The following is a 25,087-nucleotide window of genomic DNA, read 5'->3' on the forward strand; positions in this document are numbered from 1 at the left end:
CCAGAAGAAAATTCCTTTGCCATGCGAAACAGTGAACGTTTCGCTCGCGCCGCGGCCCGCGTAGAAAGCTTTTCCCGACGCCTCCTTCTGAATGGGTTTGGAGTCTAAGGTCAGTATGGACATTTGAGGACCTGAATCGTGATCGTTGGTTGGTTAAACAGACGTTGCGGCTTAATCGCAGCGATCTGCGTTGACAGAGTTACTTACGGAATCTTGCTGGGGTGCGGGATACGCCTCCAGCTCGACGGGAGGTTAACCCTCACGTCGATGCGTTAATGTAGCAACAACGACGGTAAATCAGCCCCATCGGATCGTTATGAGGAGCGTCGCTTCGTTATTCAGGTGTATTAGGTTCAGGCCTGATTGGCTTGACCAGCGTGAGCAGGCAAAGATCGGCGTCGGTTAACCGGTTGGGCCGACCTCCATAGCAGAAATGCCCGGGATCGAACTTTGCGGCATCCCCTGGATGATGCGGCGCATGCCCGCATCCGATGTCTTAACCTCACCCCAGCCCTCCCGTCCGGATTCGACCTGCCCGAGCAACCCTCGGAAGACCAGTATAGGGCGAGCCCCCTCAGGCACGAGGACGGACATACGTCGTGTAATCGCGGGCAAGCGGCCTCTGGACCCAATTACGATCTTGAAAGGTGGCTGCTCCCCGATATGATGAGATACGGGGTCTCGACTGGACGTCCGAATTGGGCTTCTTGCGGCGCAGCCGAGGTGGCATTGCTAGCTTGCGACCTAATACTTGAATGCGTAATCATAACTCGCGCCGTGGGATCTGCAGTCGCCTTTTGCCCGCCTCTGATCTTTGACATTATAGTCGACCGCGCCGCTCAGGGCCTTGACCGCATTGCTGCGGTCTTCGGGCGGTAATTGTCGTCGCTAAAGTTGCCGATCTCCAAGCGGTGAGCGTGCGCAAAGGGAACGTCGACAGAGCGGCACCATCGAAAAGCAGCGGGCGCATGCTCAAGACGATGCCTCTGCTGCTTCTAATGCGCTCTCCGCGGTCCGACGGCCAGCGCATTGCACGACGCTCCGTGTTTTTAGTGGGTCGCAACCCAAATCACAGAAAGCGGAAGATCGCTCGACTGGTTAACTCAGCGCGGAAACTCGTCTCGCCTTTTGGCGGGTCGCCAAAACATCCCGGATCGAGAAGCTCGAGTGTATTCGCAATACACCGGCAACGTTGACAGCACCTCCTTGTGATTCGCTCGAAAGCCCCTACACTCTCGACGTCTACGCGCAGCAGATTCGCGGGTCATCAAATAACATTCGCGAATTTCAGGATGCTTGCTGACCGCTGCGTCGAACTTTTCGAGATAGTCCTCCGTCTGCCGTTCAAGGGTGATGTTGATAATGACCGCGATCGTCGCATCGGAACTTGCCGTGTCAACGAGTGCCGTACACCCCCCGGATTACTCGCGCCGTTTCCACAATCTTGATACGCCGCAGGCAGGCGGACGGGGACAGGCCCACCTCAGTTGCCAGTCTTGCATTGCTCATGCGCGCATCAAACCGCGTAGCTAGATCGTCACTTCCGGCCGATCTAAGCAACCACACGATTTTCCGAGCGACGTGACGTTTGGCGGCAATCACTCGGAAATATACGGGAATCCTGCAACCTTCATGGTATAAACGCAGATTGATGCCATAAGCACATGTCCCTTTCACAGCAGAACCGGAAGACAGCCGCTCGGTGCCCGCGCCTTTTGGGCAAGCCCGGCCGCCGCAGTTTGAACGCGATCAGATGCCAATTGCCTCATAGGCGTCGGCGATCTGCCGGATAGATTCGACGTAGGCAGCAGTCCTGTAATCGCCCAGTTCCGGTTGTTCCTGCATCAGTTCAGCGAAGCGTGCCCAAGTGCTGCGCATGACGCTTCCAGGCCGGAGCGCACCAGATCGATTTCCGCGCCGCCTTCGAGAAACTCGTCGCGCATGTCGGTGGGGAACTCCTTACCCGTCATTCGCTCCAGGACAGTGGCGATGGCATGGTTGCGCCGTTCCCGCCGCCGCCGTTCCATCAGCCCGAAGGGGATGTGCGTCAGGTTACCCACTCGAAGTAGCTGACCACCACGCCGCCGGCATTGACGTAGAGATCGGGAAGGATCGTCACGCCGCGCGAGCGAAGGATCTTGTCGGCTTCAAAAGGTGACCGGACCATTCGCGGCTTCGACGACGAGCTGCGCCTTGACGCGCTCGGCGTTTTCCGCATGACTAGCGTTTTCCATTGCTGCCGGCATCAGAACGTCGTAAGGCTGTTCGATGCCCACCATGTCGCCGGCAAACGACTTGCCGTCGTCAAAGCAAAGGATGCTGCCGGTGCGGATGTGATGTTACTTCAGCGCCTCGATCGCCAGGCCTTCCGGATTGGCGATATAGCCGTCCCGCCCGGCAACAACCGTCACTCGAGCGCCGTCCTCCTCGGAAAGGAACTTGGCAGCATGATAGCCGACATTGCCAAACCCCTGAACAATGACGGGTACCCCCTCGAGGTCGCGCTTGCCGTTCAGACCGACGGTTCGCGGATCGCGTAGGAAGCTCTGGATGGCGAACTGAACGCCGCGGCCGGTCGCTTCGGTGCGTCCGGCAATGCCGCTCTTCGACAGCGGCTTTCCGGTCACGCAGGCGCGCGCATTGACGACATCGGTCGGATTGGCACGGCGGAACTCGTCCATCATCCAGGCCATTTCGCGTTTTGCCCGTGCCGATATCGGGCGCGGGAACGTTGACGCCGGGACCGATCAGCCCACGCTTGTTGAGTTCCTATGTGAGCCGGCGGGTGATGCGCTTGAGCTCCTGCGGCGTCCAGTCGCGCGGATCGATCTTCAGCGCCCCTTTCGAGCCACCGAACGGCACATCGACCAGCGAGCATTTCAGCGTCATCAGCGCGGCCAGCGCCTCGACTTCCTCGGCGCCGGCATTGGCCGCATAGCGAATGCCGCCCTTCACCGGCTCGCAGTGCTCGCTGTGCACCGAGCGCCAGCCGATGAAGTTGTACATCCGGCCGCGCAGCCGCACACCGAAGCGGACCGTGTAGGTCGAATTGCACTGCACGATGCGTTCTGCTAGCCCCTCAGGAAGGTCGAGGAAGCTCATGGCATGGCGGAAGTTCTGGTCGACGCTCTCCAGAAAACCAGCGGAGTTCGCTTGGCTCGACTGGACCTCCGGTTTGGATATTGCATTGACCTGTCGGTTTCTTTTTGTTCGAATAGTTGGGTGGCCGCGTGCTGCGTCAGATCGGCAGAATTTGGTGAGGGGGATGGCGCACGAGCATTGCGTAAATCAGCGTGAACAGCCGACGAGCACTTCGGTGACAGTCGCTCCGGTCCATGCGCCTGATTGCGTCGTAGTAGCTGTCGCAGATGCGCGTGTAATCTTTGAGCAGCCGCCGGAAGGGGGTGATCGAAACGCGCTGACTGACGACATGCGCTCCCTCGTCGTCGGCGATATGCAGCACCAGGCGCCCAGTTTCGATCCTGAGTCGATAGGGCCCGCCTTCGTGACCGACGGGCAAGAACCTGTTGTTGTCAAGGAGGTCGATGCCCGCGAGCGCCTGTTCACGCTCGACACGAGGGTCTCGCCGACCAAAGGATCGGTCGAGCGCGACATCGCAAAGACGGGCCTCGGCTGAGCTCATTACCACTGCCTTCCCCTCACATTGCTTCCACGCACATGGCAATGCCGTCGAAGGAGGCGACGACCGTGCGAGCTGGACTGACGTTGACGATGGATAGGCTGCTCATGATGAGCTCCTACCGCTGTTCCTGGATCTGGGGTGGCTTTGTCAACGGCCATTCCGGGTGAGAGACACTTTGCGACCACACGTTCGCAGCCGTCTTAAACGAGGCGTGCACGAACGACGACATAGAGCGTTGCATCGACAGGTTTAGGCGCTATGCGCTTTAGATTAATTTAGCTAAGTGTCAGCGCCACGACTCATACTTTGGCGTCCTGGCTACGGCCGAACCAGATCGGCTCGCCCGACGGCGGCACGATTACCGGCTGGTGGGCATAGAACGAACAGCCGTCGTAGCCCGTCGGCCAGTCAATGTGCTACGGGTCGGTGACGATCTAGAGATTGATGCCCTTCGCCTCCATTCAGCCGCGCTTTATATTCCCAATAGAAAATTTTGAGGTTGGGTTGGGTCATGCTTCTTCCCTCGTTTTCCGGCCGTGCCGGCCTTAACTCTCGAACGTGGTTCCGGCATCCGCCGCATTGGCTCGCGCGAAGGCGAGCGTGGCGATTGCCGTGTCCTGAATGCCGGTGCCGGTGAGATCCGCTATGGTGATCTCTTCCGCCCCGGTTCGGCCGGGCTTCAGCCCGGCGATCACCTGACCGAGCTCCGCGAATTCGGCGTCGGCCGCGACGAGCCCGGCCGCAATCGCGTGATGCAGCTCGCCCAACCGGCGTGTCTGCCCGAGGCTGTCGGCGACATAGGTTGCACGGGCGATCGCCTGCGGGTCGAGCTCGTTCTTGTGCTCGGCATCCGAGCCCATCGCGGTGACATGCTGCCCCGGCTGCAGCCATTGGGCCTTGAGGATCGGCGCTTCCGACGGTGTGGTGGTGACGACGATGTCGGCGCCGCTGACGGCTGCCTTCGGCTCGATTCCTGCCTTGACCGGGAAGCCGAGCTTTGCGGTGAGTTCCGCCGCCGCGGCCGTGGCCTTGGCATGATCTCGCGCCCACAGCCGCGCCTCGCGGATCGGCCGCACCAGAGCGAGCGCCTGAAGCTGCAGCCTTGCCTGCATCCCGGCGCCGAAGATCGCGGCCACCGAGGAATCCTCCCGCGACAGATGTTTCGCTGCCACCGCGCCGGCGGCGGCCGTGCGCACGTCTGTCAGATAACCGTTATCGAGCAGCAGCGCCTGCACGAGGCCCGTCCGGCTCGACAGGAGCACCATCATGCCGTTGGTGCTCGGCAACCCGATCTTCGGATTGTCGAAGAAGCCGGGGCTGATCTTGATCGCAAACCCCTCGATGCCGGGAACATAGGCAGTCTTCACGTCGACTTCGCCGCGATGCTCGGGAATGTCGAGCCTGAGGATCGGTGGCATCGCCACGGCCTTGGTGGCAAGCGCATGGAATGCATCCTCGACGCAATCGACCGCCTCGCGGTCGAGCGATACGACCGCCCTCAGATCAGCCTCTGTGAGAATCTTCATTTGTCTCATGTTCTACCACCCTCCCGAAGGGGGTCCGTTTCGCCGTTCATCACGCGCAAATGCAGGCCCATGTCGACGTTGCGGCCGGAAAGAATGACCGCGATCGGGCCTCCGATGTTCTTGATCTTGCCGGCGAGAAGCGCCGCGATGCCGACGGCCCCTGCTCCCTCGACAATCTCACGCTCCTCGGAATAGGCATGGCGCATGCCAGCGGCGATCTCTTCTTCGGAAAGCAGCACGACGTCATCGAGAAGGTCGCGGCACATGGCGAATGTGACCTGGTTGTCGAGTCCGATCCCCCCGCCGAGCGAATCCGCAAGGCTTGGCTCTTCCTCGACTTGCACGGGCCTGCCGGCTTGGACGCTTGCCTTCATCGCCGCACCGCGCTCCATCGTCAGCCCGATCACGCGCGCCTTCGGCCGGCGCGCCTTGACTGCGGCGGCGACGCCCGCCGCGAGCCCGCCGCCCGATAGCGGCACCAGCACCGTGGCAACGTCGGGCATCTGTTCGACGATCTCGAGCCCCAGCGTCCCCTGCCCTGCGACCACCGCCGGGTGATCGAAGGGCGGCACCATCACCAGCCCCTCCTCGCTGACCAGACGGTCGACCTCCTGCTGCGCCTCGTCCTGTGACTTGCCGACGATCCTCACATGGGCACCGAGGCGCCGGATCTCGGAAACCTTGTTCTCGGGCACCAGGCGCGACATGCAGATCGTCGCGACTGAACCTTCCGCCTTGGCCGCATAGGCAAGCGCCCGGCCGTGATTGCCGGTGGAGGCCGCGATCACGCCGCGGGACCGCTCTTCGGCGGAAAGCGAAAGCACGGCATTGGTCGCGCCGCGAAGCTTGAAGCTGCCGGTCGTCTGGAGGTGTTCGAGCTTCAGGCCGACAGGCACGCCGCAGAGCCTGCCGAGCGAGGCCGAGGAGACCAGGGGTGTCGTCAGCACGCGGCCGGAAATGCGCCGGGCCGCGGCTTCGATATCCTCGATCGTTACCGGAAGAGGAGCGCTCATGCCCATTCCTCTTCAAGTGGCGGGGTGATAAACAAAAGCCGATGCGGGTACGCGACGGGTTTCCGAGTCATGAATGTCTTTCACGTCACTTAGCCTTCTGCCAGACAAAGGAATTTAGCATTCGTACGACATTAGCGGCCCGAACTTTGGGTCCACGTCGCTCGCCGGTTTGACTTTTCGTTTGCATTGCCATCGCGTTGTTCATCCGCGATTGACACAGACGACTTTGGGCTGGGTCATATCCTCGTAGGCAAACCGAACCCCTTCCCTGCCCATGCTGCCGTATTTGAAGCCACCAAAGGGCATGGCGTCGAAGCGGTAATCGGAGGAGTCGTTGATCATCACCCCGCCAGCCTCGACCCGGTTCGCCGCCTCAAGCGCGACATTGAGATTGCTGGTGAAGATACCGGCATGCAGGCTGTAGTCCGGCTCGTTAGCCATCCCGATGGCTTGATCGAGCGTGTCGAACGGAGCGAGCATGACAACTGGGGCGAACACCTCCTCGTGCCAGAGCCGGCAGCGTGTTGGTGTGCCTTCGAGCACCGTTGGGTGATAGAGCGATCCGTCACGGGAGTTGCCGCAGAGCAGCTTGGCGCCTGCGTTGATGGCTTCATTAACAGCCGCCTCGGTGCGTTCTGCGACTTGAGGCGAGATCATTGGACCGACATCGGTTGCCTCGTTCATCGGATCCCCTGCCTTGAGGTTTCGCGTACTCGCAACAAAAGCATCTCGGAATTGGTCGTAGAGCTCGGCCTGGATGAGAATGCGCTGCGCACCGACGCAGTTTTGCCCGGCCGCCCAGAAGGCGCCGGAAACGCAAGCCTCGACTGCCTTGTCGAAGTCACAGTCGTTCATGACGATCACGGGGGCATTGCCACCCAGCTCCATCGCCAGCTTCTTCAAGCCTGCCGTGCGGCTGATTGCCTCGCCGGTGACAAAGCCGCCGGTGAATGACACCATGCGCACCTCACGCGCAGAGATCATGGCGGTGACCAAGTCCCTGTCGCCGTGAGCGACGGTAATGACCCCGTCGGGCAGTCCCGCTTCCCGAAGAGCTTCGACGAGATTGATCGCCGAGAACGGCGTCAAATTAGACGGCTTCAGCAGAACGGCATTGCCGCCGGCAATCGCAGGTCCGAGCTTGTGGGCGACAAGGTTCAGCGGGTCATTGTAGGGCGTGATGGCGGCGATGATGCCAAGCGGTTCGCGGGTGAACCAGCCTTGCCGCTGCTCCGATCCGGTATAGGCATCGAACGGCACGATCTCGCCGGCATTGCGCTTGGTCTCCTCGGCCGACAGCTTCAGCGTGTTGACGCAGCGTAGCACTTCCTTGCGCGCTTGGATGATCGTCTTTCCGGCTTCGCGAACGATGGTCTCGGCAAAAGCGTCGCGGCGGCGCTCAACGATCTGAGCGGCACCTTCGAGGAGGCTGGCGCGGCGATGCCGCGGCAGATTGCGCGAGATTTCCGCGCCGCGACGGGCACGGGCGATGAGTTTGCCGATTTCGCTCGCATCGGTGGCGTCAATCGTTCCCACGACGGATCCGTCATAGGGGCTATGGACGGTGATTGGCGCCAAGCTGGTCGTGATATGAAGTTTGGCAGCGGTCATAAGCCAGCTTCCCTTCCCTGATAGTGCCATCCAGTGCGGAGGCCAAGTTTGTCCGTCAGGGCAAGGTCGAAAGCCAGCCCTGTTCAAGATTGGTTGCTCTGATCGTCAACAGGACAACTGAATGCGGCCGGGGCTACCCCGGCCGCTTCATTTAGATTTTGTGGCCCTCGAGAACGAGGTCGTCGATCACCCAGCGCACTGCCTTCTCGGCAATTGCCACGATCTCGTCGACTTCTTCCCTCGTGGTGACGAGCGGCGGTGCGAAGCCGAGGATGTCGCCGTGCGGCATGGCGCGGGCAATGAGACCACGGTCGCGTGCTGCCTTAGAGACGCGGGCACCGACTTTCAGTGAGGGATCAAAACGCTTCTTGTTCTCGCGATCACCGACGAACTCGATCGCGCCCATCAGGCCGACTCCACGCACCTCACCGACGATCGGCAGGTGACCGAACTTTTCCTTGAGCTGCGCCTGGAAATGGGCCCCCACCTCACGGGCATTGCCCGGCAGGTCCTCCTTCTCGACGATGTCGAGAACGGCGTTGGCCGCAGCTGCACCGATGGGGTGGCCGGAATAGGTGTAGCCGTGCGAGAACGCCCCGACCTTGTCAGCGCCGTCTTCCAGCACCTTGTAAACCTTCTCGCCGACGATCGAGGCCGAGAGTGGGAAATAGGCGGAGGTCAAGCCCTTGGCGACGGTGATCAGGTCGGGTTCGATGCCATAGTGCTGCGAGCCAAACATCAAGCCGGTGCGGCCGAAGCCGGTGATCACCTCATCGGCAATCAACAGCACGTCGTGCTTCTTGAGTACCACCTGGATCGCTTCCCAATAGCCATCCGGCGGCGGGGTGATGCCGCCGGTACCGAGCACCGGTTCGGCGATGAAGGCGCCGACATTGTCCGGACCGAGCGTCTCGATCAATTCGTCCAGTTCAGCAGCCCGTCGAGCAGAGAATTCCCGCTCGGTTTCGCCTGGGTTGGCACCCCAGTAATGATGCGGCACACCGGTATGGACGATCTGCGACAGCGGCAGGTCCATATGGTCGTGGTAGAAGCTCATGCCGGTCATTGAGCCGGAGACGACGCTACAGCCGTGGTAGCCGCGTTCACGCGAGATGATCTTCTTCTTGCTCGGCTTGCCGCGAAGATTGTTGAAGTACCAGACGAGCTTGGCCTGGGTCTCATTGGCGTCCGAACCGGACATGCCGTAGAACACCTTGCTCATCTTGGCTGGCGCCATCTTCACAAGGCGATCGGAGAGGATCGCCAGTTCGTCAGTCGTGTGCGCCGCATAGGAATGATAGTAGGCGAGCCGATAGGCTTGGCGCGAGATGGCTTCGGCGACTTCCGTGCGGCCATAGCCGACGTTGACGCAGTAAAGGCCGGCAAAGCCGTCGATCAGGTGATTGCCATGGGCATCCTGAATGCGGACCCCCTTGCCTGTCTCGACGATCGTCGGCTCACCGAGCTTGCCGGTAGCGAAGTCCTTGAGCTGCGTGAAAGGATGCAGGACGGTGTTGCGGTCCTTCTCGCTGATGTCCTTGATGTTGATCGTCACTTGCGATGCCCTTTAGACTGCGACTTCTTAGAGAGGAATGAGAAAACCGTCAGTTTCCGCTGAAGCGTGCAGCCCGCTGATCTCTACTGCTGTGATGTTAAACGTGAGCTGGGATCAGTTGACGGCGATGATGGGGAGACATAAGCAAGAGTTTTGCATTTCGAGGCACAAACGCGCAAGATTCTGCATGGAAGAAATTGATCGCATAGACGCAGCCCTGCTGAATGCCGTCCAAAGAAACAACCGACTGACGTCTGACGAACTCGCCGAGTTGGTGCACCTGTCACCTACAGCCTGTCATCGACGTCTCAAGCGGTTGCGAGCCAGAGGCATCATTGAAGGCGACGTTTCAATCGTCTCGCAAAAGGCAGCCGGCCGACAGGTCACTGTCGTGGTTCTAGTATCGCTTGAGCGCGAACGAGCTGACATCATCGATCGCTTCAAGTCAGCGATAAGAAACACACGCGAGGTGATGATCGGCTATTATGTAACAGGGGATGCAGATTTCATTCTGGTCGTCACTGCCAAGGACATGGAAGACTACGAGCAATTCACACGCCGCTTCTTCTATGAAAACAATGACATCAAAGGATTCAAGACTATGGTTGTCATGGATCGCGTCAAAGCAGGGTTCGCATTTCCAATCGAAATCTGAGGCATTGAGCTCTCTCCGAGTTGGGAGCTTGGCCAAGGTGAAAAGGAAAAGATCGGTGCCATGTCGTCTCGCTACTCTCGTCCGAACCGTCTGCTTACTGGCGCGACGGAACAAAGATGATAGAGGCCAAGCGTCTCGCTTAGTTCCGTCCTGCCCTGCGATCGGGTGGGCATGGCCAAGCGGCATGGTCCGCGTCATACCAACGAGCAATGACGCTGACTCGTGATGGGATTCCCAAATCAGAGGAATTCTGACTCATTGTGCCAAACGGAAGGTTTGGCATGACGAAGGCGATATCGTTGCGAGTAAGGGTGGCAACTTCGCTGACGCGCAAACCGAGCTTGGCCAAGATCATCAGAACCGCATAGTCCCGATGACCCATTGCCGTTGTCCGATCACAGGCATCGAGAACCTTCTGCACCTTCTCTGGCGGCAGGAATGTTGGAAGACCGGCCAGTCGCCAGCGGCGGACGGACGGCACGCAATCGGCCATCGGCGTCGAAATAAAGCCCTCCAAATGCAAGTAGCGCAGGAAGCCACCACGCACATTGCTTTGCCACTATCGGCGGAGCCATCGAGCCATCGAGCGCACGTCGCTCGACATAATCGATGACGATCTCCGGGCTGAGCGCTGCAAACCCATCAGCGCCGGCAGGACAGTATCCGTCCGGTGAGGACCGCGGGGGGGTACTGCTCCGAGCCTTTGCCCTTCGTGAGAGGCTTGGGCGGCGCGTCACCCATCTCTCTGCGCACACCAATGATGTGCCGAAGATTATCGATACCGTCCTCCGTGAAGACGACGACAGGCTCGCTCAATTCTGAGGCTGGGAAGCTGTCGTAGGCGCTGAGGCGTCCGTCCTCGGAGAAGATCACGATTGAGCAATCGTGGAGAAAGTCCTCATCCTCCTCGAGCATTTCGGCCACGTATTTGAGGGTGTAGAGAGTCGTGCTGCGATATCCCATTGTCGGTCCAATTCTTCGGTCAGGCGGCGCCTTGTCGGTAGCCACTTTCGAAGAAGACCAGTTCCACGGCAACAGCTCTTCGAGCCGTGCTACCGGCATGTCGGCAATGCGGGCGAGAACATCGGCAAGCATGCCTGCGGATCGATGTCGTTAAGCTTTGCCGTCATGATCAGCGTCGCCATGAAGGCGGCGCGATCGGCACCTCGATCAGAGCCAGCAAAGAGCCACGACTTCCTGTTATGTATAGATATGCATAACCGCAAGAACTGGCTCTTCGCGCTCGCCGGACGCTCACAATCCTTGCTCATTCGGTGGCCGAATATCGCGCAATAGCCGAGATCCTTAATCTCGCGGGAAAAGCCGCCGCCCTGTCAGGCCCGGATAGGCCCTCATACGTTCGCGAAGATAGAACCGCGAAAGGGTCGATCACCGTCGCTCTTCGCGTGCGCAGTCCATAGACCGGAGCCTCCAGCCCTCGCTCGATGTACTTTTGGGGCGGATTCGTTTCGGTATCGACACTGGTACCAGAATTAGGCGCGGACATAGAAGCTCACATCGGCTCACAACGCAAGCTGCCGATATCCGAACGCTAACCCCTCCACCACACGGGGTCTTCCTGCCGCTTAGACCTGAACGGCAACTCCAACATAAGAACCGCATGTTTTTGCTGTGAGCAAGATGCGCGTAAACCCATCTTCCCACCGCTTCTGGTAGTTTTTTAGACCTCTATTATCACATACCATCTTAAGCGCGCTCATCATCGCCGGTACCAGCAGGAGTCTGACGCGATCTCTATTGGAGCAGTGAACGTGTCCGTCAACCAGCAAGTTGCGCAGAACAGTCGTCGGAGAATGAGCAATTGTTTTGGCAGGCTCCCGTGGAGTTCCGAACTGTTGCACAATTTTAACGACGAAACTCGGAGAGCCCTAGATATTTCAATAATTGGTGCCACGGGTGCTGTTGGAGCTGAACTGATAAAACTGCTGGAAGCAAGTCAAGTTCCAGTCTCTCAGTTGCGGCTGCTTGCGTCCCGCACTTCGGGTGGCCGCCGCTTGAGGTTCCGAGATGAAATCTGCATCGTAGAGCCACTCGACGATATCGTCGATACAAAAGCGGATATCGCATTCTTTTCCGCTGGAGGCGCGGTAAGCGCCGAGTATGGACCTCTGTTCGCAGCGCAAGGCGCCCTCGTCATTGATAATTCCAATGCGTTTCGAATGAACCTCGACGTACCACTCCTGGTACCGCAAGTTAATCCCAATACTCTCGTTAGCCGCCCCCATTCAGGTATTGTGGCAAACCCAAATTGCTCCACAATTCAGCTGGTCCGAGCACTGAGACCGCTGGTAACCGCACTTGATGTTCATCAAATTATTTTGACCACGTATCAGGCCGCCTCGGGAAAAGGCCTGAAAGGGATTGACGAGCTATTGGAAGGCGCGAGAAGCGCACTGCGTGGACGCGCGCCGCCAAGCGCCGAGCGTTTTCCTTTCCCCCTTGCGTTCAACGTGATACCGCAAGTCGGTAAGTTCGACTCGAACGGTATAACTCTCGAAGAACTCAAGCTGGTTAACGAGTCTCGAAAAATCTTTGGTCTGCCTCATCTGCGGCTAACCTCAACCTGCGTTCGCGTGCCCGTAATAAACGGCCATTCAGCGGCCGTATACATTGAATTCGAAGAGCCAGTTCGCCTCGAACGGGTTCATGAGTTACTCGCGACAGAGCCAGGCGTTCGGCTCTACGCAAACGGAATTCAGGAAGCATATCCAACGCCGCGCCTTCTCGAAGACCCTGCGGTTGTTCACGTCGGGCGCGTTAGAGTCAGCTCCGAGAATCCATGCGGGCTCTGGCTCTGGATCGTCGCAGATAATCTTCAGGTTGGCGCGGCGCTTAATGCACTCCTCATCGCGAAGCTTGCAATTGCCAATAACGTGATTGGTGGACCATGACCGTGACCGTTCTGAAATTCGGAGGCTCTAGTTTCCTGCATCTTGAAGACTTCGGTCGAGTCGCTCGGCATTTAGCCGAGCGGCTCTCGGCGGGCGAAAACAAAATTGTTGCCGTGGTCAGCGCGATGTCGGGAACTACCGACGATCTTAAAGCAGGCATGCTTGACGTGAACAAGCAACCGAGCCCATCGAATCTCGATGCGGCACTCGCAACCGGAGAGATGCTCAGTACCTGCCTATTGCAGGCAGCCGTAAGCGGGCTAGGAATTCCCGTACTGTCATTAAACGGCTATTCCCTTGGAATACGCTCGAATTCAGAGTTTGGCCGCGCTTCAGTAGAAAGCGTAGATGCGAGTCCAATTATGGCAGCATTACAGAAGCATGACGTTGTCATTGCCGCTGGTGGCCAGGCAATCGACCGGACCGGCAGATTAACCTTTCTCGGCAGAAACAGCTCTGATCTGACAGCTATCGTAATTGCGTCCATGCTGGGAGAGCACGCTTGCGAAATATACTCCGATGTTCCTGGCGTCTATACGGCAGATCCTTATCTTGTTCCTGGAGCACGCCTGGTCCCGGAAATTGCGTATGCGACCGTCGCGCGCATGTCGCGACATGGCGCAAAAGTGCTGCACCACAGGGCGGTGGACTATGCACAAAAGCACGCGGTCACCATTGCTTGCAAATCGCTCACGAGCGACGGAGCAGTTACGGGTACCACTGTGGCAGGTCATGGAAACGCTAGATCCGTGACAGTGGCCCGCGATACAGCGGTGTTATCGTGCAGCAGCCTTGCAGAACGCGATGAACTGCGCGCGATGCTCGATCAACACGACGTCAGCACGATCTGTATGGATGACAATTGCGGGGCCGGCATATGCATTTTGTGCGACATTGATTTTGGCATTCGGCTTGTCGAACTGACGGGCACTCGCTTGGTCTCCATTGGATCAAGAACCGCGGTGACAGAGCTCGATCCCTCAACGTTGCGCGTTCACTTGGAGGCCGATTATGAGCAAGCCATTTCCCGGGCATGCCAGATCCATCAACGAATGTATCCCGCAACGGGTGGCGCGATATGTGGGCGGAGAACGGCTAAGCAGCGCTCCACTTATAGTTCGCTGCTCATCCGAGCAAATAATGCGCCGGAAAGTACGTAATGAGTTTATTGACCAGTGAATCACACGAGGCCCTTCACTCCGAGCCACCAGCACTCACCATATCGGGAAAATCGACTTGCGCATGCTCCGCCGCCTGCGCTATGGCTGAGGGCGTGCTTGCGAGCGCCTTCGCTAGGAGACCACTTGGTAGGAGACGACCCTGATCCGTGCTCTATCTCGGCCTCGGTCTTCGACTACCGGACCTAGAAGGAGCACCTACTGTCCGGTTTGTCGAGTCTGCGACGGTGAGTGTTTGCCCTAGCCTCTGTCGCATCACAGTCTAACCAATTGGTAAACGTGTAGAACGTGTTTGCTGAGGCCATTTCTAGACGTTGGCACGACTTTTGAACCTCTCTCATCGCTTACCGTCAGGAACTCCCGTCGGAATAACATGTCAGGTCTGATCAGATCTGCAAGCGCTTTAGCGATGCCGTCGTGCCGACAAAGGGACGCACGGCCGCGTCTCCTACGGCCAACCTTTGTGCCCCGTTTGCGAAGCGGGGCTCACTTGAGGAGAGAGGACAGGGGATGGGAAAACTCGAAACTTCCAGGAAATCAGCGAAAATTACCGACCTTTCTCTACGGGAAAGGGAGTGTCTTCTGTGGGTTGCGAGAGGGAAGTCTTCCTGGGGTATAGGCGTCATTCTTGGTATATCTGAGAATACTGTTAATTTCCACATAAAAAATGTAATGCGGAAGTTGGATGTTACCAGTAGAACGGTGGCTGCTATGAAGGCCGTCGAGTCCGGTATAATTGAATTGTAAGGAACGGCCTTTAGAATGACGCGTTCTCACAAATCGGACCAAATAAAACTGTCACCTTAAAGGATTCGAGCTTTCAGGAACACGTCCAGGCAAGTGGATTCTATTGAATATCCGGTTGGCAGATCAAGCGTTCCAGCCGCGATGGGAATCAATGGCGAACATCATGCCGCAATGGGTGCAGCCTTGTGGCGTGCCGCTGAAGTGAGAGTGGGCGCTTCGTGCTCACCGATCACGATGTGGAAGTACCTTGTTCGACTCCTTGTTGAAATAAGCGAACACCAAAGAACGGCTTGTAACGATACTACCATCCCATGTAGGGCGTACTGGCCCAGATTGCAGGCTAAAATAGAGGCGTCATCGCTGGCATTCCGATGAGGGAAACTGCTCCTTACAAGCTTCGAGCTCGCAGGTTCAAGAGTATACGCGGGCGGCCGCGGTCTCATCGCTCTGATGGAGGAAGATTATGCTTCAAGAGAGTAGGTTCAATTCGCTATCTGCCTTCGAAACCCTCGAGTCGCGCGTGCGGTCATATTCGCGTTCTTTTCCTGTTGTCTTCAAGAAGGCCGCAGGAGCCATTCTCGAAGACGAGACAGGTCGTGAGTTTATCGATTTTCTCTCTGGCGCGGCCGTCCTTAACTACGGGCACAACGACCCCTATTTTCTCAATGATGTGATAGAGTATTTGCAAGCAAACGGCATCATCCACGCGTTGGACATGGCCACGTCAGTCAAAAGAGAGTTTATGGAGTACTTTGAAACCACGATATTGCGTCCCCGTGGTCTGACATACAAATTTCAGTTTTCCGGTCCAACTGGTGCCAATGCCGTAGAGGCTGCTTTGAAACTCGCGCGGAAGGCTACTGGGCGGCACAGTATAATTTCATTCACCAACGGTTATCATGGCGTGAGCTTGGGGGCGCTGGCGGTAACCGGCAATCGATACTACCGAGGTGCAGCAGGTTTTCCTCCGAGCGGTGGGGTTTTCATGCCTTACGACGGGTACTGGGGAACCGATAATGACACTTCGGACTATCTGGCCAGGGCAATTGCTGACTCGAGCAGTGGTGTTGACCTACCGGCAGCAATCATTCTCGAAACCATACAAGGCGAGGGAGGCATTAATCTCGCGAGCAAAGAGTGGCTGCAGTCGCTTGAGCGGCTTTGCAGAAAGAACGACATGCTCCTGATTGTTGATGATATTCAGGCAGGCTGCGGACGAACGGGCAGTTTTTTCAGTTTTGAATTTGCGGGTATATCTCCAGACATCGTTCTTTTGTCGAAATCTCTCAGCGGCAGCGGGCTGCCCCTGTCCCTTGTGTTGCTCAAACCTGAATTTGACGTTTGGCAACCCGGCGAACACACTGGAACTTTCAGAGGCAACAGTCTTGCGCTCGTGACGGCGACTGCTGCATTAAGAAAATACTGGGCGGATGAAAAGCTGTCGGCGCGTGTTACAGAGACAGGACGCGTGATAAACGAGCGCCTTTGGCAGATCGCTCAAAACAACCGAGACAGCTTGTCCGTGCGCGGAAGGGGCATGATGTGGGGGCTTGATTGCGGCACCGGTGGAGTGGCAGAGAAGATTGCCCACAAGACCTTTGAAGATGGGCTCGTGATAGAGCGATGCGGTGCGGAAGGCCACGTTATCAAACTTCTTCCTCCTTTGACCATTGACGGGCAGACGCTTCAACGTGGTCTGGACATTCTGGACAAGGCCGTGCACGCAAGCGGCTAAACCGGATCGACTGCCATGTAAGCGCGATAAAGCGTTTAGCGAGGACCGTCTTATGGTCCGCTGGCGAATTGTTCATTGTGTAAATTCCGCCGTCCCCGATGAAACAAGGTGCGATTCGTTCGAGCTGTGGCGCAGCCGTTCCCCGGCGACCGGTATTTTGAAAGGCCTACAAAGACTGATAGTTACCATCCCGACGACTTTCCCATATCCTGCCGACTGCAAATATCAGGACATCGACAAGCACGAGAGTTCTCGCAGAAGTTATGATTCCCACAAGATGGCAGGAGCACAATGCACTCGATAGGCGGCCGGGCGCACAAGCACTTGCATGGTAGTGAAAGTGTAGCATTGAAGCGCCGTAGCGCCGCAATTAGCCGGGCCGGAACAGTCGATTACTCACCAGAAATGCGGTCGTCGGAGTCTGGAAATCTGAATACATAACCTGAGAAGGGCATGAGAAATGACCGAAGTCAAATTCGCAACATCGACCCAAGCGCCACACGATTACTCATTGTCGTCTCTGGAAGACTCGGGTTGGTCATCAGTTCCTACTGTAACAGAGCTCTCGGACGGTGACTTTGCGACCAAGTACCGGGATGCAATGCGGCCGGTTCTCCTACGTAGCGGCTGCGCGGCTTGGAGCGCTTGCTGGCGCTGGTCACCCCAGTATTTTAATGAGATTGCCGGAGAACTCACGATACCGGTGAAGACGCTTGATCACGGCGAAATTAAGCTCTCTTCTTGGAAGCTCTCAGAGTATACGCGGTTCCTCACAGGGCAGCTGCCGAGCGCGGATGGAGCGACCTTGAACCCAAGAGCAGTTCCGTACTGCCACGATATCCCACTGCTGGGCCTGGTGGAAAGCCTGGCAGAGGACTGCCAGCCCTTTCCTGGAGATTACCTCACTCCCTGGTACCGTCGGCATTGGTGGCGCTATTCGCAGTTCTTCATGGGCCCGGCGGGCACCGTTACTCCGCTCCACTTTGACACCCTGCTTAGTCACAACCTGTTCTTCCAGATTTACGGCGACAAGCAGTTCACCATTCTCCCACCTAGCCAGGCTACGTGCTGTGGGCGCCGCGGGTGGAGGTGGTTTGATGTGGACCCCGAGCAACCGGACTATGTGCGTTTTCCGGAGTACGAGCAAGCGACACCCATAGTCATCACCGTAAGCGCTGGCGACATGCTGTATATGCCACCGGGAACCCTCCACCACGTTCGCAGCTTATCAACTTCGATTTCCTTCAATATCGATTTTCACACGAAACACAGCGTGTTGGATGCGTTGGCACAGTCGAACAAAGGAATGCCGGCAGAAATTGTCTACTACAATGCGATCACGGCGCTGGGCGTATCCGCCGAAATCCCTGAAGACATCACGTTTCCGCTGTACCGCCCATACTTGAGTTATGTAAGTTGAAAGGGATAGTCGCAGAGAGCCGCGAGCTGAAGGATTGGCATGAAGCCCTGAACTTTACGTCGGGAGCCAAGCCTCGTGGCGCTTGGAGCGGTGCTTTGACGGGCTTGATACCATACGGGCCATGAAGTCCAGGGCGTTCTGGCGATCACAGGATGCAGCGCCTTCTCGCCCAGATGCGGCGTGGTCGTCATTGCTGCGAGTGTCGACAATCAGCCGTCTGTGTTCATCTTGGGCCCGCTCACGCTGGCATTTTAATCCCGCGAGCCCGCACGCAGGTTGGCCCCACGGTTATCTCGCGTCAGCCCTTGCGAAATAGTAAGCGGCAAGCTGACCCCATCTGGCGCCGGTAGCGCAGGCGCCTGTATTGCGGACAGACGATTCACAAACTGTGAGCTTCTATGTCTGCGCCTAGCTCTGGAACTAGAAACGTCCATATGATCGAACTCGTTCCGGAACGGCTTGAGGGTGCGCCGCGGCAGTTTCGGCGGCGCTGGTCCGATGAATTCAAGGAGCGGGTTGTGGCTGAGGCGATGGAGCCTGGCGCAAGCGTTTCAGCGATTGCACATCGTATGGGCATACATCCATCACAACTATTTGGCTGGCGTCGTGATGCTCGTGCCGGACAACGATCCTTCGCGGCTGATCCGGCTGTTGGGGTGGAAGCTGGGCCGGTTGGTGCGAGAGCGGTGATCGAGCTTGTCATCGGCGACATCGTTGTCCGGGCTGGCGCAGATATCGATGAAGCGCACCTACGGCGCGTTATCCCGGCGGTGCGATCGGCATGATCCCTTCGGGCGTGAAAGTCTTTCTTGCGAGCCATCCCATCGACTTCCGCAAAGGCCCGGACAGCTTACTGTCGCTTGTGCGCGATGCCGGCAATGACCCGTTCTTATGTGCCGGGCGAGATTATGTGGCGGATCTGTCCCGGCGCCAGCCGAGGCCCGTCTAATCTGGAATTCTCCGCCACATAATATTTCGTGCCTCTTGGGATGGGTGCGGGATTCCCCCGCGCCGCTATTCGGAGGGACAACATGCTCGAGTTCTATTTCTCGTATCGTGGGGTGCTCAAGCGCCTGCGTAGTGGTGCGCTTGGTGGCGAGATGGATCGCCTCGCGGAGCATTTCTTCACGCTCGGTTATAAGCGAGCGTCCGCCAAGATTTACCTGAGCCGGATTGCGCGTTTTAGCCAGTTTGCCTTGACGCGCTGTGGTCCGATGCCGATCCATCAAGATGTCATCGACAGCTATTTGGGCGCGTTTGCTACTGATACTCCGCGCATTGGGGCAGTATCGGCTCTGGCACATGCACGGCGAGTGGCTCCGGAGCGGTTCATTATTTCCGTTTCAAGTGAAGAGGATAATCCGGATGCTCCGCTTCTGGCCTCCTTTTCGGACTATCTGCGCAGGGTACGGGGCCTGGAGCCGAAGACCCGCGAAGGCGTTCTTCTGGGCGGCCGCCGCTTTCTGGATTGGTTGCGCCATCACCACCCCGGCCAAAGTCTTGAGGCGTTGACAGCTGAGCACGTGCTTGCTGCTGTCGAGCATCGGCTGTCGCTATCGGCGACCTCCGGCACCCGCACGGCAGCGACTTCTCACATTCGAACATTTCTTCGGTTTTTATATTGGGCTGGCCACCATCACCAAGATCTTGCCCGCATCGTCCCGAGAACGCCGTATTGGCGTTTGGCGCATCTCCCGCCGCGCCTTGCATGGGGTGACGTTCGGCGCGCAATCGATGCGATCGGCCCAACGACGCCGGTCGCTATCCGCGATCGAGCCGTCCTGCTGCTGCTCGCCACCACGGGCATTCGCAACGGCGAGTTACGCGCCATTCGGCTGCAGGATATCGACTGGCGTACTGGCGAGGTTTTTATCCGGCGTACCAAGGGCAAGCGTGATCGGGTGGTGCCACTCCTCGAGGAGACCGGCGCGGCGCTCGTCGACTACATCCTGCGCGCTCGACCGAAGGTGGACAGTCCGTATCTGTTCCTGTCGTTCACGCCGCCGGTGGGACCGTTCAAGTCTGCGGCGCCTGTTTCAAGGATCGTGAGGAAGCGGTTGCGGCATGGCGGGGTCGAACTCGGGCGGGTCGCAGGTGCACATCTCCTGCGCCACAGCCTCGCCACTCAGCTTGTCGGGCAGCGAAGGCCAATCAACGAGGTCGCCGATCTTCTTGGTCACCGGAGCATCAACACAACGGCGCTGTACGTAAAGGTTGCGGCCTCGCAACTCGCCGAGGTCGCACTCCCCTTTCCGGGAGGCGCTGCATGACCGCCTTTGCCCGATTCCTCGGCGAGAAGGTCGAGCGTTACATCGAACTGCGCCACTCGCTCGGCTATGCCTTCAGCAAACAAGCCGGTACGTTGCGCGCTTTCGTCCGCTACGTTGAACGCACTCAATTCGACGGGCCCGCCACCCGGACGATGGCGCTGGACTTCGTCCTGTCCTTCGGCGGCGCCGCCAACAGCCGCGCTACTCGTCACGGCGTGCTCCGCCGATTCTACGAGTATCTCGCTGTCTATGACGCCCAAACCGAAGCCTTGGAGCGCAGAGCCTTTCCCAGATCCAGGGCGATTCCGCCTCCACGGATCCTCAGCGAGGCAGAGTTGGCGTCGCTCATCGACGCATGCGCCCGCATTTCGCCAGGCATCCCTCTCAGGGGGCGGACGATGGCGACGCTGATCGGACTGTTAGCAAGCTCGCGACTGCGATCGGGGGAAGTGGTCAGGCTTGATCGTGCCGATGTCGATCTGACCAACGGGGTTCTTCTGGTTCGGAAGACGAAGTTCCGCAAGGATCGTCTCGTTCCGGTTCACACGACGACCCAAACAGCGCTTCGCCGCTATGCCCGTGAGCGCGATGCCGCTTTTCCCAGTCCCAAGCACCAGGCCTTCTTCCTCAGCTCTCGTGGCAACCGCCTCTCGGCGACTGGCTTGCAAAGCGGATTTGCTCAGGTCCGCAAGTTCGCCGGCCTTGATGACGGCAAGCCGTTGCGGCCGCACGATCTGCGGCACCGGTTTGCCGTGACCCGCATGAGCCTTTGGCATCAACAACGCGCCAACGACCAGGCGCTACTCCCGGTGCTCGCCACCTATCTCGGCCACGCCAACTACAGTGACACAGCCTATTACCTCACTGGCTCGGTGGATCTTCTCGCCATGGCGGCGGAGCGCGCTTTCCTCGATGGAGGCGCAGCATGAGTGAACACTTACTCCTAGCGCCGCTCTTGGAGTCCTACTTTCGCCGGCGCCTGACCAAACAACGCAATTCGACTCCCGCGACCATGGCCAGCTATCGCGACGCCTTGCGCATGCTCATCCTCTTTGCCGCCACCCGGTTGCGGAAGAAGCCGGCTGCGTTGGTGCTCGAGGAGCTCGATCGAGACCTCATTCTCGCCTTTCTCGACGAACTCGAGGAGAAGCGGAACAACACCATCGCCACGCGCAACGCCCGCCTAGCGGCGATCCGATCGTTCTTCCACCATGTCGCAGCCGCCGATCCGGCGTCCTTCGGTGTCGCCCAACGCGTGCTGACGATTCCCATAAAGCGGGCGCACATCGAGGTGACGCACCACCTCACCAAGGCCGAAGTGGACGCCCTCATCGAGGCGCCCAATCCAAGGACGTCCCGTGGTCGGCGTGACCGCACGTTTCTACTGTTCCTGGCACGGACCGGCGCGCGGGTCTCCGAAGCTACCGGCGTCAACGCGAACGACCTTCAGTTGGAACGGTCGCACCCGCAAGTACTGCTGCGCGGCAAAGGGCGCAGAGACCGCGTCATCCCCATTCCTCAGGATCTGGCGAGAGCACTGACAACCTTGTTGGCCGAACACGGAATCGCGAACCACGAGCCGCGACCGATATTCGTCGGCGCCCGCAACGAGCGCCTGACGCGCTTCGGAGCAACCCACATCGTGCGGCGAGCCGTGGCCCAGGCCGTGACCATCAGGCCGGCCTTGGCCCAAAAGCCTATATCGCCGCACATCTTCCGACACTCACTGGCCATGAAGCTCCTCCAGTCGGGCGTTGACCTTCTGACGATCCAAGCCTGGCTCGGGCACGCACAGGTCGCTACAACCCATCGCTATGCCGCCGCCGATGTCGAGATGATGCGTAAAGGTCTCGAGAAGGCTGGAGTCGCCGGCGATCTTGGCGTCCGTTTCCGACCAAATGACGCCGTGCTGCAACTACTGAACAGTATCTGAGTATTATGTGGCGGAGAATTCCAGATTAGACGGGCCTCGGCTGGCGCCGGACGGATCCGCCACATAATCTCGCCCGGCACATAACATCGGTTATGTGGCGCACCACATAACCGTATAACGGTGCGCTCTATGTCTTCCGGGCCAAACGGGCGGACCGGATCAAGATCGTCTGGTGGGATGGATCCGGGGTTTGCCTCTATGCCAAGCGGTTAGAGAAAGCGCAGTTCTGCTGGCCACGCATCGGCCACAGCCGGGTCCAACTCAACCATGCCCAGCTCCTGGCTCTGGTCGACGGGATGGACTGGAAGCGGGTGCGATCGACGCCGGTCAAGCCTCCCGAGATTGTTGGGTAGAACCGCTGCGGCGAAGTGAATCAGGGGGCTGAAACCGCGGGCGGGTCACGGCGAAATATGCTCTGATCATGCCCATGACGCGCCCCGATCTTGAGCTTCCGGATGATGTTGAGGCACCGAAAGCCATGGTTCTTGCCATGGCCGAAAAGGCAGCCCGCGTCGAGGCTTTGGAAAAGCAGGTCGATGACCTCCAGGCCCGTAACGCTGACGCCGATGAGCGCATCGAGCGGCTGACGCAGATCCTGAAGGCCTTCGATCCGGCCCGCTTTGGCCGACGTTCGGAAAAGCTTGCAACATCTACAGTCGATGACGAGCAGCACGCCTTTGTCTTCGAGGAGATCGAGACCGGCATTGCCGCGATCAAGGCCCAGGTCACGAAAGGCCGCGGGAATGCGGGTGGCAAACGTGCACCGCGGCCACGCAAGGGCTTCGCGCCTCATCTTGAGCGCGTCGAGGTCGTGATCGAGCCGGAAGAGTTGCCCGAACACGCGGGCAAGCAGAAGATCCGGATCGGAGAAGACGTCTCCGAACGGCTGGACGTCGTCGCAGCTAAGTTCCGTGTCATCGTCACGCGTCGTCCCAAATACGCTTTTAGGAACGAGGACGGCGTCATCCAGGCCGCGGCTCCGGCCCACATCATCGAAGGCGGCATTCCAACAGAAGCGCTTCTGGCCCAGATCGCCGTGTCCAAATATGCAGACGGCCTGCCACTCTATCGCCAGGAAACCATCTACGCGCGTGACAAGGTCGAACTTGACCGCAAGCTTATGGCCCAATGGATGGGCAAGCTGGGGTTCGAGCTCGACATCCTCGCCGATCACATCCTGAACGAGATCAAGAAGGCCGAGCGGATCTTTGCCGACGAAACGACCTTGCCGACACTTGCGCCTGGGTCCGGGTCGGCAAGGACAGCGTGGCTATGGGCATATGCCAGAGACGATCGGACCTTCGGAGGCAACAGCCCGCCGATGGTGGCCTATCGCTTCGAGGACAGTCGAGCGACCGAGTGCGTTGCACGGCACCTCAGCGGCTATCGCGGCATTTTGCAAGTCGATGGGTATGGTGCCTACAGCAAGCTTGTCCGCAAGGATGGAGGCAACGACGGCGTTGTCTTGGCTGGCTGTTGGTCGCACAGCCGACGGAAGTTCTACGAGTTGCACGTTGCGAAAAGCTCGAAAGTCGCCACAGAAACGGTCGAGCGGATGGCAAAGCTCTGGGAGATCGAGGAAACCGTCCGCGGCCAAAGTACTGAATCTCGTGCCGCAGCGCGTCAGAAAAAGTCGATGGCGATCGTGCGCGATCTCTTTACTTTTTGGCAGGCGACCCTGCCGCGGGTCTCCGGAAAATCCAAACTCGCCGAGGCGCTCCGGTATGCCATCTCGCGTCGCGACATCTTCGAGCGCTTCCTGACCGACGGTCGCGTCGAGTTCGATTCCAACATTGTCGAGCGAGCTATCAGACCCCAGGCAAACGTTGATTCATTGTACCCCTCTTCTTCAAGTATCTGGAAACATTGATATTTGCTTTTGCGCTTCGGCACGATACGGGCCGCTCTTGCTACGTATGGCTTTGAGTACGTCCTGTGTTTGACGATGACAGGCTTCGATTTGCCATGGGGCACCCGGGACGACCTGCTCAGCGGGCAAAATGCGATCAACAATAAGGCGGCGAATGACGTGGCTGGTCACTTCCAAGCATTTAGCGGCCTCTTTCATGGTCAGCCACTGCCCATCTTTCTCGGCGGGCCGGAAAGCATGAATGCCCTGAACCCTGCGAATGGAGCTGACACGGTGCGCAGTCCAGGTTTTGTTTTGACCCGTTCGAACGCCCATTCGGTTCAACGTAGCGGCGATATCATCGTCGGAATAACGGGTCGCCGTTTGCTTCATGACGGCAAGCGCCTGGTCAGGCGTCTGGCATCCGTGTTCGCCGGTTTTGGGCTTGCGCACACGCAGAACCGAATGTTGTCCACCCTTCCAGTGAATGGTCAGAACGACCTCCCGGTTTGCTTCCACAAGGCCACAAAGCTCGAGAAGATGATGCCAGTCGCGACCATTGCGTGCCAGGCGTGACGCGTCGAAGCAAAGGACAGCCCCGACTTCACCGGCACACAATGCCACTACCAGCTTCTCAAAACCCGGACGAGCAACCATTCCACTGGCCGATCGCCCGAGATCATCGTCGATGACCTCAACCGTGCGGAAGCCGCGATGGCGTGCGACGTCAACGAGCTCATATTGCCGGCGACGGCTCTCGGGGTTGTTCTCGACCTGACCTGGGCTCGACTGCCGCACGTAAACAATGGCTTTCCGCTGCGGGATGGTGGGAGGAAGGATCTCAACGGTCGTCATCATTCCGTTCCTCCTCCTTCATGCCAGTGGCCGCCTCGATGAGAAGCGTGGCAAGGTTCGACACCAGCCGCCGTCGGTCGCTCGCTGGGAGGCCGAGAAGGCGCGGCGGTTCGAAGGAGATCAGGAGCTGGCGCTGATGCGGTTGAAGGCGAAAATACCGGGTCGGGCATCTTGGGGTTCCTCGA

The 25,087-nt window shown here is 58.6% G+C and carries 17 protein-coding genes and 6 pseudogenes; 12 read left to right on the forward strand and 11 right to left on the reverse strand.

Annotated elements, in window-relative coordinates; translation table 11 throughout:
• Positions 1 to 1,098: 1,098 nt before the first annotated feature.
• The 8 genes and pseudogenes from QN222_RS29490 to QN222_RS29525 form a co-directional block, all read right to left on the reverse strand.
• A pseudogene (locus QN222_RS29490) lies at positions 1,099 to 1,509 on the reverse strand (winged helix-turn-helix transcriptional regulator).
• Positions 1,510 to 1,749: 240 nt separating this feature from the next.
• Positions 1,750 to 3,102, reverse strand: a pseudogene (locus QN222_RS29495) (Glu/Leu/Phe/Val dehydrogenase).
• A 136-nt stretch (positions 3,103 to 3,238) separates the two neighbouring features.
• Entirely contained in the window at positions 3,239 to 3,643 is a 405-nt protein-coding gene (locus tag QN222_RS29500) for a UPF0262 family protein (RefSeq protein ID WP_283965935.1), read from the reverse strand.
• A gap of 308 nt (positions 3,644 to 3,951) precedes the next feature.
• Positions 3,952 to 4,156, reverse strand: a pseudogene (locus QN222_RS29505) (ectoine hydrolase DoeA); the annotation flags it as partial.
• Positions 4,157 to 4,188: 32 nt separating this feature from the next.
• Positions 4,189 to 5,178, reverse strand: coding sequence for an ectoine utilization protein EutC (eutC, locus tag QN222_RS29510; RefSeq protein ID WP_284005747.1), 990 nt, complete (start codon positions 5,176 to 5,178; stop codon positions 4,189 to 4,191).
• Positions 5,175 to 6,182 carry a hydroxyectoine utilization dehydratase EutB gene (gene eutB, locus QN222_RS29515; RefSeq protein ID WP_284005748.1) on the reverse strand — a complete coding sequence of 336 codons (1,008 nt, stop codon included), beginning with the start codon at positions 6,180 to 6,182 and terminating at the stop codon, positions 5,175 to 5,177. Before eutB ends, eutC begins: the two co-directional genes overlap by 4 nt.
• Before the next feature lie 201 nt (positions 6,183 to 6,383).
• Positions 6,384 to 7,793 (reverse strand): aldehyde dehydrogenase family protein, encoded by a 1,410-nt coding sequence (locus tag QN222_RS29520; protein WP_284005750.1) that lies wholly within the window; start codon positions 7,791 to 7,793, stop codon positions 6,384 to 6,386.
• Positions 7,794 to 7,944: 151 nt separating this feature from the next.
• Positions 7,945 to 9,348 (reverse strand): aspartate aminotransferase family protein, encoded by a 1,404-nt coding sequence (locus QN222_RS29525; protein ID WP_283965368.1) that lies wholly within the window; start codon positions 9,346 to 9,348, stop codon positions 7,945 to 7,947.
• A 187-nt stretch (positions 9,349 to 9,535) separates the two neighbouring features.
• Here QN222_RS29525 and QN222_RS29530 point away from each other — a divergent pair, with 187 nt between their 5' ends.
• Complete coding sequence (locus QN222_RS29530; RefSeq protein WP_283965369.1) at positions 9,536 to 10,003, forward strand: Lrp/AsnC family transcriptional regulator; 468 nt, start codon at positions 9,536 to 9,538, stop codon at positions 10,001 to 10,003.
• A 139-nt stretch (positions 10,004 to 10,142) separates the two neighbouring features.
• On the opposite strand, the gene QN222_RS29535 is transcribed toward QN222_RS29530, so the two are convergent.
• Positions 10,143 to 10,550, reverse strand: a complete 408-nt coding sequence (locus tag QN222_RS29535; RefSeq protein ID WP_283965370.1) for a tyrosine-type recombinase/integrase — start codon at positions 10,548 to 10,550, stop codon at positions 10,143 to 10,145.
• Between the two features lie 470 nt (positions 10,551 to 11,020).
• Positions 11,021 to 11,202, reverse strand: a pseudogene (locus QN222_RS29540) (transposase domain-containing protein); the annotation flags it as partial.
• Positions 11,203 to 11,775: 573 nt separating this feature from the next.
• On the opposite strand from QN222_RS29540, the gene QN222_RS29545 reads away from it, so the two are divergent.
• From QN222_RS29545 to QN222_RS29590, 11 genes and pseudogenes are all read left to right on the forward strand, one after another.
• A complete protein-coding gene (locus tag QN222_RS29545; RefSeq protein ID WP_283965371.1) occupies positions 11,776 to 12,915 on the forward strand; it encodes an aspartate-semialdehyde dehydrogenase in 1,140 nt (379 codons plus the stop codon).
• Positions 12,912 to 14,075 (forward strand): uridylate kinase, encoded by a 1,164-nt coding sequence (locus tag QN222_RS29550; protein ID WP_283965372.1) that lies wholly within the window; start codon positions 12,912 to 12,914, stop codon positions 14,073 to 14,075. The genes QN222_RS29545 and QN222_RS29550 overlap by 4 nt, the downstream gene beginning before the upstream one ends.
• A 570-nt stretch (positions 14,076 to 14,645) precedes the next feature.
• Positions 14,646 to 14,840, forward strand: a pseudogene (locus QN222_RS29555) (helix-turn-helix transcriptional regulator); the annotation flags it as partial.
• A gap of 463 nt (positions 14,841 to 15,303) precedes the next feature.
• Positions 15,304 to 16,575 carry a diaminobutyrate--2-oxoglutarate transaminase gene (ectB, locus tag QN222_RS29560; protein ID WP_283965373.1) on the forward strand — a complete coding sequence of 424 codons (1,272 nt, stop codon included), beginning with the start codon at positions 15,304 to 15,306 and terminating at the stop codon, positions 16,573 to 16,575.
• Positions 16,576 to 17,035: 460 nt separating this feature from the next.
• Complete coding sequence (locus tag QN222_RS29565; protein ID WP_283965374.1) at positions 17,036 to 17,995, forward strand: cupin-like domain-containing protein; 960 nt, start codon at positions 17,036 to 17,038, stop codon at positions 17,993 to 17,995.
• Positions 17,996 to 18,429: 434 nt separating this feature from the next.
• Positions 18,430 to 18,780, forward strand: coding sequence for a transposase (locus QN222_RS29570; RefSeq protein ID WP_283965375.1), 351 nt, complete (start codon positions 18,430 to 18,432; stop codon positions 18,778 to 18,780).
• A gap of 246 nt (positions 18,781 to 19,026) precedes the next feature.
• On the forward strand, positions 19,027 to 20,265 hold the full coding sequence (locus QN222_RS29575; RefSeq protein ID WP_283965376.1) for a site-specific integrase: 1,239 nt from the start codon (positions 19,027 to 19,029) through the stop codon (positions 20,263 to 20,265).
• Entirely contained in the window at positions 20,262 to 21,194 is a 933-nt protein-coding gene (locus QN222_RS29580; RefSeq protein WP_284005751.1) for a tyrosine-type recombinase/integrase, read from the forward strand. Before QN222_RS29575 ends, QN222_RS29580 begins: the two co-directional genes overlap by 4 nt.
• Positions 21,191 to 22,198: a tyrosine-type recombinase/integrase gene (locus QN222_RS29585; RefSeq protein ID WP_283965493.1), complete on the forward strand. Its 1,008-nt coding sequence runs from the start codon at positions 21,191 to 21,193 to the stop codon at positions 22,196 to 22,198. The genes QN222_RS29580 and QN222_RS29585 overlap by 4 nt, the downstream gene beginning before the upstream one ends.
• 122 nt (positions 22,199 to 22,320) lie before the next feature.
• A pseudogene (gene tnpB / locus QN222_RS30440) lies at positions 22,321 to 22,551 on the forward strand (IS66 family insertion sequence element accessory protein TnpB); the annotation flags it as partial.
• 74 nt (positions 22,552 to 22,625) lie between these two features.
• On the forward strand, positions 22,626 to 24,068 hold the full coding sequence (locus QN222_RS29590) for an IS66 family transposase (protein ID WP_336621050.1): 1,443 nt from the start codon (positions 22,626 to 22,628) through the stop codon (positions 24,066 to 24,068).
• Here the strand turns inward: QN222_RS29590 and QN222_RS29595 are convergent.
• Entirely contained in the window at positions 24,048 to 24,902 is an 855-nt protein-coding gene (locus QN222_RS29595) for a recombinase family protein (RefSeq protein WP_283965498.1), read from the reverse strand. The genes QN222_RS29590 and QN222_RS29595 overlap by 21 nt on opposite strands.
• Between the last annotated feature and the right edge of the window lie 185 nt (positions 24,903 to 25,087).

This window comes from Sinorhizobium sp. 6-70 (assembly GCF_030124375.1).
GTDB lineage: Bacteria > Pseudomonadota > Alphaproteobacteria > Rhizobiales > Rhizobiaceae > Sinorhizobium.

Excerpts from the sequence above, each read along its gene's own strand:
- QN222_RS29595 (WP_283965498.1), bottom strand. The coding sequence starts at position 24,902 with ATGACGACCGTTGAGATCCTTCCTCCCACCATCCCGCAGCGGAAAGCC.
- eutC (WP_284005747.1), bottom strand. The coding sequence starts at position 5,178 with ATGAGACAAATGAAGATTCTCACAGAGGCTGATCTGAGGGCGGTCGTA.
- QN222_RS29565 (WP_283965374.1), top strand. The coding sequence starts at position 17,036 with ATGACCGAAGTCAAATTCGCAACATCGACCCAAGCGCCACACGATTAC.
- QN222_RS29530 (WP_283965369.1), top strand. The coding sequence starts at position 9,536 with ATGGAAGAAATTGATCGCATAGACGCAGCCCTGCTGAATGCCGTCCAA.
- QN222_RS29580 (WP_284005751.1), top strand. The coding sequence starts at position 20,262 with ATGACCGCCTTTGCCCGATTCCTCGGCGAGAAGGTCGAGCGTTACATC.
- QN222_RS29570 (WP_283965375.1), top strand. The coding sequence starts at position 18,430 with ATGATCGAACTCGTTCCGGAACGGCTTGAGGGTGCGCCGCGGCAGTTT.
- QN222_RS29520 (WP_284005750.1), bottom strand. The coding sequence starts at position 7,793 with ATGACCGCTGCCAAACTTCATATCACGACCAGCTTGGCGCCAATCACC.
- ectB (WP_283965373.1), top strand. The coding sequence starts at position 15,304 with ATGCTTCAAGAGAGTAGGTTCAATTCGCTATCTGCCTTCGAAACCCTC.
- QN222_RS29550 (WP_283965372.1), top strand. The coding sequence starts at position 12,912 with ATGACCGTGACCGTTCTGAAATTCGGAGGCTCTAGTTTCCTGCATCTT.
- QN222_RS29575 (WP_283965376.1), top strand. The coding sequence starts at position 19,027 with ATGCTCGAGTTCTATTTCTCGTATCGTGGGGTGCTCAAGCGCCTGCGT.
- eutB (WP_284005748.1), bottom strand. The coding sequence starts at position 6,182 with ATGAGCGCTCCTCTTCCGGTAACGATCGAGGATATCGAAGCCGCGGCC.
- QN222_RS29500 (WP_283965935.1), bottom strand. The coding sequence starts at position 3,643 with ATGAGCTCAGCCGAGGCCCGTCTTTGCGATGTCGCGCTCGACCGATCC.
- QN222_RS29585 (WP_283965493.1), top strand. The coding sequence starts at position 21,191 with ATGAGTGAACACTTACTCCTAGCGCCGCTCTTGGAGTCCTACTTTCGC.
- QN222_RS29590 (WP_336621050.1), top strand. The coding sequence starts at position 22,626 with ATGACGCGCCCCGATCTTGAGCTTCCGGATGATGTTGAGGCACCGAAA.